Source organism: cf. Phormidesmis sp. LEGE 11477 (genome assembly GCF_015207105.1).
Taxonomy (GTDB): Bacteria; Cyanobacteriota; Cyanobacteriia; order Phormidesmidales; family Phormidesmidaceae; genus Phormidesmis.
Map to the genome: position 1 here is coordinate 20,956 of NZ_JADEXO010000013.1, position 11,491 is coordinate 32,446.

General features: G+C 50.6%; 7 protein-coding genes. 6 read left to right on the top strand and 1 reads right to left on the bottom strand.

The window, feature by feature from the left end:
• The first annotated feature begins 39 nt into the window (after window positions 1–39).
• Genes IQ256_RS06335 through IQ256_RS06345 form a run of 3 tightly spaced genes read left to right on the top strand, consistent with a single transcriptional unit; the run spans window position 40 to window position 3,715 of the window.
• The gene (locus IQ256_RS06335) at window positions 40–1,629 is read left to right on the top strand and encodes an ABC transporter ATP-binding protein (protein ID WP_193854702.1); all 1,590 of its coding nucleotides are present in this window, start codon (window positions 40–42) and stop codon (window positions 1,627–1,629) included.
• Window positions 1,604–2,743, top strand: coding sequence for an ABC transporter permease (locus IQ256_RS06340; RefSeq protein WP_228024626.1), 1,140 nt, complete (start codon window positions 1,604–1,606; stop codon window positions 2,741–2,743). Before IQ256_RS06335 ends, IQ256_RS06340 begins: the two co-directional genes overlap by 26 nt.
• Before the next feature lie 48 nt (window positions 2,744–2,791).
• Entirely contained in the window at window positions 2,792–3,715 is a 924-nt protein-coding gene (locus tag IQ256_RS06345; protein WP_193854703.1) for an ABC transporter permease, read from the top strand.
• A 305-nt stretch (window positions 3,716–4,020) separates the two neighbouring features.
• On the opposite strand, the gene IQ256_RS06350 is transcribed toward IQ256_RS06345, so the two are convergent.
• Window positions 4,021–4,323: a hypothetical protein gene (locus IQ256_RS06350; RefSeq protein WP_370623358.1), complete on the bottom strand. Its 303-nt coding sequence runs from the start codon at window positions 4,321–4,323 to the stop codon at window positions 4,021–4,023.
• Window positions 4,324–5,019: 696 nt separating this feature from the next.
• On the opposite strand from IQ256_RS06350, the gene IQ256_RS06355 reads away from it, so the two are divergent.
• The 3 genes from IQ256_RS06355 to IQ256_RS06365 all read left to right on the top strand — a co-directional run bounded on the left by IQ256_RS06355 (window position 5,020) and on the right by IQ256_RS06365 (window position 11,482).
• Complete coding sequence (locus tag IQ256_RS06355) at window positions 5,020–5,670, top strand: hypothetical protein (RefSeq protein ID WP_193854704.1); 651 nt, start codon at window positions 5,020–5,022, stop codon at window positions 5,668–5,670.
• A 365-nt stretch (window positions 5,671–6,035) separates the two neighbouring features.
• Complete coding sequence (locus tag IQ256_RS06360; RefSeq protein ID WP_193854705.1) at window positions 6,036–7,697, top strand: iron uptake porin; 1,662 nt, start codon at window positions 6,036–6,038, stop codon at window positions 7,695–7,697.
• A gap of 776 nt (window positions 7,698–8,473) precedes the next feature.
• Entirely contained in the window at window positions 8,474–11,482 is a 3,009-nt protein-coding gene (locus IQ256_RS06365) for an amino acid adenylation domain-containing protein (RefSeq protein WP_193854706.1), read from the top strand.
• Window positions 11,483–11,491: the final 9 nt, after the last annotated feature.

Here is an 11,491-nt window from a genome sequence, read left to right on the forward strand (position 1 = left end):
GTACCGAAAATCGACGCCAAAAGAGGTTTAGGAGTTTCTATGGGTGGCGATCTGCGCCTGACGGCAATTACGAAGCGGTTTGGGGCGATCGCCGCCAACGACAATATTAATCTGACCGTTCGCGAAGGCTCTATCCACGGCTTGCTTGGTGAAAATGGAGCGGGCAAATCCACGCTGATGAACATTCTTTCTGGGCTGTATCAGCCAGATTCAGGAGAGATTTCTCTAGCCGGAGAGCAGATACAAATTGAGTCGCCTGCGGATGCGATTCGCCACGGCATCGGCATGATCCATCAGCACTTTATGCTGGTAAAACAGCTAACAGTGGTAGAAAATATCATCTTAGGACAGTCCAAACAGAGCGGATTAAACAAAGCTGCTAGCAGGCTCCGGCTGAACCTCAAAGAACAGTCTGACGCGATCGCCCAGCTCGGAAAAACCTACGGCTTAGAAGTGCCGCCGATGGCCTTGGTCAGCACGCTGCCAGTCGGCATTCAACAGCGAGTAGAGATTCTCAAAGTGCTTTGCCGTCAGGCTCGGATCTTGATCTTGGACGAACCGACAGCCGTACTCTCGCCGACCGAGATTCAGTCGTTTCTAACCGTCTTAAAGCAGCTCGCTGCTCGTAATCACACTATTATTTTTATTAGCCACAAGCTAGACGAGATTATGGATGTCTGTAGCGAGGTGACTATTCTGCGGCGGGGGCAAGTTGTTGCTTCTGTGCCAACGAACAGAACGAATCGGGCCGAGCTGGCACAGCTAATGGTGGATAGAGCCGTTGAGATTAATACCCAATCTTCACCTCAGCCGGTGGGTGATGTTGTCTTGGATATCCGAGATCTGTGGGTCAACGCTGAGCATCGTCAGGTGGCGGCGCTGCGAGGGCTGTCTTTGCAGATCCGCGCAGGCGAAATCTTTGGCATTGCTGGGGTGGATGGCAATGGACAGCGAGAACTAGCCGACGCGATCGCCCATCTGCTTCCCATTCAAAAAGGCACCATTGAGATCATTTCTCCGGCCTCAACTAAAACCAAGCCAAAATCTGTAGCCTACATCCCAGAAGATCGGCAAAAGCAGGGACTGATCTTGAGCTTTTCGATTGCTCGAAATCTCGTGCTCAAAGCTTTCTCTAAACTGCCTTTCTGTCGGCGGTGGATACTTGACAACAAAAAGATTACAGCTCATGCCAAGCAGGCGATTGACGCTTTTGACATTCGAGCTAGCAGCCCGCTGCTCAAAGCTGGCCAGCTCTCTGGGGGCAATCAGCAAAAGATAATTCTGGCCAGAGAGCTAGCGGGCGAGCCAGCGCTGATTATCGCGATGCAGCCAACGAGAGGACTAGACATCGGCGCGACCGCCGCTGTTCAGCAGAGTTTGCGATCGCAGCGAGCTAAAGGCGCGGCCATCTTGTATATTTCAACCGAGCTAGAAGACGTGATGGCGATGAGCGATCGCCTGGGCGTGATCTATCGCGGTCAGCTCGTCGATGTGCTCGATCCCAATGCGGCTACCCTGGAGCGCATTGGCCTACTGATGGCGGGGCAGTCTTCTTCTTCTTCTCCGCAAAACTACCCTAGTGAAACGCTTCAGGAGTCCGCTAATGAGCCCGCCGGTAAACCCGCCTGAGCGCAAATTACAACAGAATCCGTCGCGTTCACTGACGTACCGACTAATGCACCAATCAAAAACTGCGCTGCGAGCGGCCTATCCACCGATGCTGGCAGTTTTAGCTGCGCTGCTAGTGGGGGCGATGCTGATGCTGGTCGCCGGGGCCAGCCCGATTGCGGCCTACAGCGCCCTATTTCGTCAGGCGCTCACCACCTACTTTGGCTTTGCCGATACGCTGGCCAAAACGACACCGCTGCTGCTGGCTAGTTTGGGCGTTTTGGTGGCCCTGAGGGCTGGACAGTTTAATCTGGGCGCAGAGGGTCAGCTATATATGGGCGGCTTGGGTAGTTTGCTAGTCGGGCTGGCCCTGCCGGGCTGGCCCGTGTGGATACATCTACCGCTAGCGCTGCTCGGCGGGTTTGGCTTTGGCGCTGCCTGGGGGGCGATCGCAGGCTATCTCAAAGTCGCTCGCGGGCTCAACGAAGTGCTCACCACCCTGCTACTAAACTACGTGGCCCAGTACCTGATCAGCTATTTCGTCAATGGCCCGCTGAAGGCCGAAAACGCGCCGAGTCCCTTTTCTGAGCTAGTGGCTGTCTCGGCTCGCCTGCCGACGATTTTGCCAAAGACGCAGGCGCACGCGGGTATTTTTCTGGGACTGGCGATCGCGATTCTGCTGACGGTGGCCTTTGCAATCACGCCGTGGGGCTACCGGGTAGATGCCGTTGGCCAAAATCCGATTGCCGCTCGCTATGCGGGCATTTCTACGAATAGGACTATATTGAGCGTCATGGCGATTTCAGGCGGCCTAGCCGGGTTAGCGGGCAGCAGTGAAGTCCTGGGGCTGAAGCGGCGGCTGTTTGAGAATTTTTCGCCGGGTTATGGATTTGATGCGCTGGCGATCGCCCTACTCAGTCGCGGCAATCCTGCGGCTGTGATTCTTACCTCGTTTTTCTTTGGCGCTATTCGCAGCGGTGCCAGTGTCATGCAGCGCAATGCTTCTGTTCCAGTTTCTATTATCTACGCCATCCAAGGTCTGATCGTTCTATTTGTGGCAATCAGCCTCACTTTAGACACTCAGAGCAGAGTCAGCCTGTTCTCTGCCAAATCAACCAAAGAACAACAAACTTGAATACCCTGTCTGCGAAACCCTTTTAGCCTTCTATGCTATGACACTGTTATGACACCTATCGACTTTATCTCTGACTTTCTATCGGCCTGCCTGCGGCTTAGCGTTCCACTTGCCTTTGCGGCGCTAGGTGGACTGATTTCAGAGCGATCAGGCGTTCTCAATATTGGCCTAGAAGGGATGATTTTGACGGGTGCTTTTGCCGGTGCGGCCACTGCGATCGCGCTCGATCAGGTTTGGCCAGCGGTAGGCGTTGCCTTAGTCGCGGGGGCGATGGTGGGGCTTTTACACGCCTATCTTTGCGTTAGCTTGGGCGTCAATCAGTTGGTGTCAGGGCTAGCAATCAACCTCACCGCCGCCGGGCTCACTACCTACGGTGCCAGACTTTTGTTTGAAACTGGAACGGTCGCGCTACCGGCGATCGCGCCGCTCAATATTCCGGGGTTTCAGCAGTTGCCGATTGTGGGCGTATTCTTTCAACAAGATCCGCTCTTCTATCTGTTGTTGTTATTGCTGCCGCTGACGACCTACGCCCTCTTTCACACCCACTGGGGACTTTCTTTACGCGCCGTTGGCAACGCCCCGCGAGCTGCTGACACTGCTGGCGTCTCGGTTAGCCGCGTTCGATATTGTAGCGTTATTTTCTGTGGCGGGCTTTGCGGATTGGCAGGTGCTTATCTCACCTTAGTTCACGTTGGATTTTTTACTGAAAACATGAGCGCCGGCAAAGGCTTTATTGCCCTCGCTGCGCTCATTTTTGGCCGCTGGCATCCTGTTGCCACCACCCTAGCCTGTTTGTTGTTTGGCACGACCGAAGCGCTACAGCTCCGCATCCAGGCATACGGCCTCGATATCCCTTATCAGCTATTGGCCATGCTCCCCTATCTGACTGCCTTAGCCGCCCTTGCAGGTCTGGCGGGCAAAGCCACACCGCCCGCTGCTCTGGGCATTCCATACACGAAAGAGAAACAGTGAGATGCAGGCGATCGCGGCCCCTCATCCTTCTCCCTTCTCCCGACGGCGAAGGGAGAAGGATTCCAAGTCCCTCCCCCTTTAGCGTTCTAAGGAGCACGCAGACTTCATGCTGACTGAGCGTAGTCGTTCGCGAAGCGTCTCCGAAGGAGTTAGCCACAACCCACCGGCCACCCTACTCTGCGAGAAGGCTACGCCAACGACTACGCTCAGGGTTCGGTTACCATCTGTTCTGTAACAGATATGTTTTCGCTAAACACGTACTTGAGAGTGCTAGCTACTGATAGAAGTGGATCGCGCCAAAAAACCTAAAGTAGCTTTCTCAGCAAGCTCATCGCTTCTCCTTGGGCGGGCGTAATCATCAGCGCTTCTTCGATGGTCAGCACTGGGCTCCACAGTATGGTTTCGCTGTAGTGCAGGCTGTGCAATAGATGGATGGTTTGGCGGATGGCCTCTGGTTTGCCAAGTAGGATGTGACGGATCGATTCACCCGGTGCGCTGCTGGCAGGGGTGAGCTGCGGCAGCGGTGAGGTCTGTAGGTTTGACAGCGTAGCAGTCGATTGCAGGTCGCCAATGGCAGGGTGATCTGCAAGGAAGGTTGTGGATTTCACGGGTTTTCTCCAGTTGTGTTTAGGGACTGCCCATCAATGAGGATCAATTGAGATCGTCAGAAATGAGCGGTGGAAGAAAGCCCCGCGAAAAATTAAGCCACCCCAACTTGCTAAAAGACATCGCAAAAGCTGGAGTGGCTGTGGCATGATGATCCACAACCTCCACAACTGACTAGACAGTCTTGGGGGCTAGCTGACGGCGACTGGTACCAACAGTCATCGTCAGCGACTTAAATTTTTCGGGGCGGGTGGGCTGCTAGTCCATTTGCCAATCAAGCGGGAAGCTGACACAACAAACGTCTCTAGAGCCGTAGCACTTACCCTATCGCCTTTGTTTTCAGCCTGTCAATCATCTAGTCATTGATTTGACAGAGAATCCTTACAATCTACGCCATCTCTGCTTGAGATCACTGGGCATAGCATTTCACCAAGATCGAGAAGACGCCTCGATCGAGAAGACGCCTCGATCGAGAAGACGCTTTCGCAAGCACAGACTTACATAGACAGCTTTGTTGTTCCTAGGCAGACAAATACAGTACCTATCCGGGTACTATGGTTCTGACTTTTTTCATACATAATAGGACTGTCGAACTTGTTTGACATCCACTAAACACTTGAATCAGTGCTGTACATACCAAACAAGTACACAAATCTATCTGTCTTATAACTTTCTTCCCTGCTAAACAACCAAGCGCTATGACAAATCAGTACCAAAAATTCGTTGAATTTCTTTTTGATAGAGATGAATCAGCAGGCGATTGGCGATTCGATTACGGACTGATTGAACCGGATTTGACAGGTGAAGAGATTGTTGAGTTCGTCCGCCGACTGCTAGAAAACTACGAAACCGATCTCTCTACTTATTCAGATTGGCAGCTTGGGATGGGCGTAGGCTACATTTTCAACAATAGCTGCTCTAACTTAGCGCTTGTCCTGCGCGACGGCCCCGTTGCCATCGAGAAGAGAGTTGCAGCTATCCGTGCGCTTAAGTCTTTCTTTGCAAACTGTCTAAACGAGAGATGCGTGGAGGCACTAGGTCACCTATCAGAAGCAGGCAACGAGCTAAATCACTTCTGCTACATGATTTGGGACATTACTCCCCTCACATACTGTGAACAAACGCCAAAGAAGAATACAATCTACTCTGCCTTAGCTGAGGTAATGAAGTATACGCTTTCACTAGACAATATTGCCTGCGTAGAGAGTGGGCTACATGGTCTTGGACACCTCGCGCTGTACTACGACAATGCTTCAGCAATCGTCAGAAAGTTCATCAATTCTCACAGCGTTATGGATAAGCACTTGATTGCCTATGCGAAACAAGCGGAGAAAGGCTGTGTGTTGTAAATTATTCTTGGTTTGAGACTGGCATGTATAGCACTGCGTGGACGTATACTCTTCGAGAAGGCACTAGCGAAGCCATGCCGAAGGCTATAGCCTACGTATAATTGTCTTGGTGCGCTTTCGCGTTGTATGACAAAGGCTATAGCCTTTCGTGATGTAGTAAGCAAAGTGCGGAAAGCTATAGCATTCTCGAAGTTGATGTAAAAGTCTATTGGCGCTTAACGTGACAGAGTGTCTTTTGATCAGGACGGTAGAGTGTGGATAGGATGCTGTGTACTGTTTGTGCGGTACGCGGTGTGGATAAGTCAAGGGAAAGATCAAACGCAAGATACCAAAGTGACGAGCTGAATCCGGCTAGCCTAATTAGTATGCTCGCGATCACGGCATCAGCAGGGTTATTGTCCTCGCCAGCCCTAGCCTCTTCAGGTATGGTCGAAACTAAGCCGACGGAGACAGTTATCGAGCAGATGGCTGCCTCTCCAACAAGTCTTTCTGATCCGAGACTTGAATCCGCTTACCTGATTCGGTCAGAGAATTCTGCTGATGATATTACTCCGACTGCTCCGCTACAGTCCGCGCCACCCATAGCTGCGGTTACGGTCGAAGAACTCTCTGACGTTTCGCCATCGGATTGGGCCTATCTCGCGCTTAAGCGGCTAGTAGAAGACTACGGCTGTGTAACGGGCTATCCTGACAGCACTTTTCGGGGCGATCGCACCATCACCCGCTACGAATTTGCTGCCCTGCTACAAGACTGTCTCTCTTTCATAACGGAGATGACTGGCCTATCCGCAGGAGATCTAGCAACCGTCCAGCGGCTACGGGACTCATTTAATCAAGAATTAGCAGACCTTGAGAACCGCGTGACGCAGCTAGAAACTGATGTAGCAGACCTAGCAGAAAATCAGTTTTCAGTCACGACTCGGCTGCGAGGGGAAGCTGTTTTCTCTCTAGAACAGACGCTAGGCGACGAGAAGGCGGATGGCAGCGGCGGCGATCTATCTAGTGATCTGAATTTTGGTAGTCGAATCCGACTGAATTTTGACACCAGCTTTACAGGTCAAGACCTGCTCAAAATCCGTCTAGATCAACTAGAGCCGGTTCGCCTCAACGCGCCCGTTACCGGCACTAACATGACCCGGCTATCATTCGATCGCCCTACCAGTGCTGGTGTTGATATTGGCAAGCTGTTCTATCGATTTCCGGTGGGCGATCGCCTCAGTCTACAGATTGACGCCACCCGAGGAGCCTACCAGGCCAATCTTTCTGATACCTTCAACCCTGGCTTTGCTAACCCCACCTCTGGAGCCGTCACGCGCTTTGGCCGATTCAACCCCATCTACTACCAAGGCGCACTCGGCACTGGCATCACCGGCATCTACGACTTCAACGACAAACTAGCCCTCTCTGCTGGCTATCTGGCCCGTGGCGGCGCATCGGACCCATCCATTGGCCTATTCGGTGGCGGGTACACAGCCCTAACCCAGTTGGACTACCGACCCGTTGAGCGTGTCCGTTTGGGTCTACTCTACGCCCGCTCTTTCTATCCGGCAGGAGAAGTCGCTGTAACGGCGGGCACCGGCAGCCGCTTGGCCAATGCGCCCTTCGGTGGTAACACGGCTACCGCTGCTAATCACATAGGCGTTCAGACTAGTGTCGGACTGGGCGATCGCGCTACGCTATCAGGCTGGGCTGGGCTCAGCCTAGCCAGCGCTCTAGCCGACAACGGCGCAGCCAGCGACGGTGACAACGCCACGCTGTTCAACTGGGCAGTTACCCTAGGGCTTCCTAATCTAGGCGGTCGGGGTAACTTTAGCGGTCTGCTAGTTGGACAGCCGTACCGTGTTTTGAACAATGACGGCGGCCCCGATGAGGACGATGCGGCTTGGCATTTGGAAGGGTTCTATCGCTATCAGCTAAGTCCGAACATCTCACTCATTCCTGGCGTCGTGGTGCTGCTCAATCCAGAAAACAACAACGATAACGACACAATTTTTCTGGGCAGCTTTCGGACCGTTTTCCGATTTTAATGAGAGTTTGAATGGATCATGGCGTCTCTGTAGCCCAAGTGTTCAAGTCTGATAGATTTAAAGTTACTGGCTTTAATCGCTTCCAAAGGGCATAGAGACCGACGAAGTTAACCTATTGGATTATCACCGACGATGGTCTACTTTGCGCTGCGAATATTTCCCCCCAAATTGACCTTTCTTGAACCGTACTGTTACAGAAGCAAACGCTCTCATAGTCACTTCTCAAATCTTTGTCGTAACATTTGTTCAAAAACTTGATGTTTTTTGCATCAAATATAAGTCAAGCGCTAGTAAAAGGCACTGTTTCCTATCGAGAATTACAGAGTAATAGCACATAGGAAAACTACGAACGACTTATAACATTCTACAAAAGCGACTGATGGCTATCCGTACTTTCTCTGACTAAACAAGCAATTATTCATCTTTCCTAGCCGATCGCTACAGAAAAACCGACTTCAGCTAGATTGAATTCTGCTACTAGGCTAAGTAATTAGACTGAGTTCTTGAAGAAGCCAGCAACTCTTTCGACTGCTTCAATGGACAAAGTTTCAAGATAGCTTGTGGAACGTAAACGCGCCGAAGAAGGCTTCGGTGGCGTCTCTCCAACCTGAGCAGCTTACCGCCTACGCCGCCTCTTCAAAGGGTCGCACATAAAGGTTCTCTTTCTATTCAAAGAGATTAAAGCGAGTTGGAAGAAATTTTTGAACAAGCTTGAGCTAAGCGTTGTATCTGGTATTGACTACCCCTTCGAGATGAAATTAACTCTGCCTCAATTTATGAACAGTCCTTCCATTCATCAGCTGATAGAGGAACAAGTCTTAAGAACGCCCGATGCGATCGCTGTTAGCTATCAAGATCGGCATTTGACCTATCACCAGCTAAACCAGCGAGCAAATCAGCTAGCTCACCATCTGCGATCGCAAGGTGTCAAAGCAGAGATGCTGGTAGGCGTATGCATCGAACGATCGTTAGAGATGGTGGTCACGCTGTTAGGTATCCTCAAGGCGGGAGGTGCCTACATCCCATTAGATCCCAACTATCCTCAAGCGCGACTGTCCCTAACTATCGAAGACGCGCAGCTTCCTTTCTTGGTCACTCAAAGCCATCTGAAAGATGTCGTCCCCCAAACAAGAGCCAAAACTGTTTTTGTTGATCAAGATTCACAACTCATCAGTCAGCAATCCGACCAGAATATAACGGGCTTAGTTGCAGATCACAACCTCGCCTATGTCCTCTATACCTCCGGCTCGACCGGTAGACCAAAAGGCGTAGCAATCGAGCATAGAAATGTCATTGCCCTGGTTGACTGGGCTAGTAGCTTTTTTACTGCTGAGCAGCTTAAAGGGGTGCTAGCCTCCACCTCGCTTTGCTTCGATCTATCTATTTTCGAGCTGTTTGTTACCCTAAGCTGCGGTGGCAGTGTGATCGTTGTTCAAAATGCACTAGAACTATCCAGCTCAACGCCATCAGCAGAAGTCACCTTAATCAACACAGTGCCGTCGGCAATCAACGAACTTTTAAAGGCAGACTGCATACCGCCTTCTGTGACCACGGTCAATCTAGCCGGTGAGCCTTTGCAAAATGCGCTGGTACAACAACTCTATGGACTGAGCCACATTGAGAAAATTTTCAATCTGTACGGCCCATCCGAAGATACGACTTATTCTACCGCTTGCTTGATGCCTCGCGGAACGAACGATATCCCCTCTATCGGTCAGCCCATTTCAAATACTCGTATCTATCTCCTCGATAGCAATATGAATCCTGTTCCCTCTGGGAATGAAGGTGAAATGTATATCAGTAGCCCAGGGCTAGCCCGAGGATATCTCAATCGCCCCGATTTGACTCGTCAAAAGTTTTTATCCAACCCGCTTAGCGCTGCTCCCGAATCGCGCCTTTATAAGACTGGCGATCTGGCATCCTATGACAGCAGCGGCAACTTAAAGTTTCTAGGACGGATTGATCATCAGGTCAAAATTCGCGGGTTCCGAATTGAGCTAGGTGAGATTGAATCTTGCTTGCTACAGCACTATGCAGTCAATCAGGTCATTGTTGTCGCTAGGGAAGCAAAAGAAGGTGAACAAGGCAACAAGCGCATTGTTGCTTATTTTGTTCCGAATACTCTCGCCAATAATCAAAACACGCTATCTAAGAATACTTTAGCCAGAGTACTCCGGGATTTTCTCAGTCAGAAACTGCCTGACTATATGATTCCTTCAGCCTTTATCTCACTAGAACACCTGCCCTTGACCCCGAACGGGAAAATTGACCGGCGAGCATTGCCTGTTCCTGTATGGACACGCTCAGCGCTAGGAGACTATGTTGCGCCGAAGACACTAACTGAAAGAAAGATCGTGGACATTTGGAGCGAACTTTTATCAGTTGAGGCAGAGAAAATAGGGATTCACGATGCCTTTGAGGAGCTAGGAGGAAATTCCTTACTGTCGGTTCAGGCAGTATCCGAAATAAACGAGAAGCTTAGGACGAATCTTTCACTAGGTGACTTTTTAAAGGAACCTACGGTAGACAGCCTTTCCAGGAGGATAGAAGCCATTGCTCACACCCAAGGAGCCGAGTCTCTAGCCTATGACCTAGAAAACGAAACCAATCTTGACCCTACAATTATTCCTCAGCCCGCTTTGAATGGCCCTATTCCTGAAATTCTATTGACTGGAGCCACCGGATTTCTAGGCGTGTTTCTACTCCACGAACTATTGCGAAAAACGCGAGCGGATGTCCACTGCTTAGTCAGAGCAACCAGTTTTGAAGAAGGCAAGGCTAAACTGTGGAACCAGCTCAAAGCACATTGTTTGTGGGAAGAAGGTTTGTGTGACAGGATTATTCCAATCATTGGAGATCTAGGCCAGCCTAACCTAGGGTTAACCACCGAAAAGTTTTTCCGTCTCTCCGAAAAAATCGACACCATCTATCACTGTGGGGCATGGGTGAACGTTGTCTACCCTTACGAGGCGCTTAGAGCTGCGAATGTAACGGGCACTGAAGAAATTTTGAAGTTAGCTTGCCAGAATCGTATTAAGCCCGTTCACTTCATTTCAACAGTAGACGTATATGCCTCTGACAAAGATATCGTCACGGGCAGTGAACAAGATGAGATTGGCCCTGTGAGTCGGCTATACAGCGGCTACGCTCAGAGTAAGTACGTTGCAGAAAAGCTAGTCGCTTCAGCGGGAAAAAGAGGACTACCCGTCGCCATTTATCGCCCTAGCAATATCTTAGGAACTTACAAAACAGGCATTCTCTCAGTTGATTCCTTTATCCCCAAGCTGCTTCAAGGATGCCTACAGATGGGCTGCACACCCGAAATAGAAGCGCTATTGAACATCATCACAGTTGACTATGCCAGTCAAGTCATTGTGAAACTCTCACAACAGCATGACTCATATGGTCAAGCTATGAATATCGTCAATCCGCACTCCATAACTTGGACTAAGCTATTGGATTTGATGGAAGGGCTAGGCTATTCGATGAAGCGACTTTCCTACGAATCTTGGTATGGGCATCTGCTCAAAATTAAGAAGCAAGGCTCCCAAAATGCAGTCATGCCTCTAGCAGCTCTCTTCTCAAATCGCCAATTCATTCGAAAATCGTTAGGTGCCTTCGATTTTGTCTGTGAAAACACCCAGCGTAGAATTACAGAGGCTGGCGTCGTCTGCCCTTCTTTTGACACACCCCAATTAGAGAATTATCTAGCGCACATGGCTTGTCTAGAGGGTTTACGTCCCCAGTCTTCCGCTAGAGAGTTGAAGAAAATAGCCAAGCACTAAAACTGTTCG

Coding starts and splice junctions, on each gene's coding strand:
- IQ256_RS06335 (WP_193854702.1), top strand. CDS start 40: ATGGGTGGCGATCTGCGCCTGACGGCAATTACGAAGCGGTTTGGGGCG.
- IQ256_RS06340 (WP_228024626.1), top strand. CDS start 1,604: ATGAGCCCGCCGGTAAACCCGCCTGAGCGCAAATTACAACAGAATCCG.
- IQ256_RS06345 (WP_193854703.1), top strand. CDS start 2,792: ATGACACCTATCGACTTTATCTCTGACTTTCTATCGGCCTGCCTGCGG.
- IQ256_RS06355 (WP_193854704.1), top strand. CDS start 5,020: ATGACAAATCAGTACCAAAAATTCGTTGAATTTCTTTTTGATAGAGAT.
- IQ256_RS06360 (WP_193854705.1), top strand. CDS start 6,036: ATGCTCGCGATCACGGCATCAGCAGGGTTATTGTCCTCGCCAGCCCTA.
- IQ256_RS06365 (WP_193854706.1), top strand. CDS start 8,474: ATGAACAGTCCTTCCATTCATCAGCTGATAGAGGAACAAGTCTTAAGA.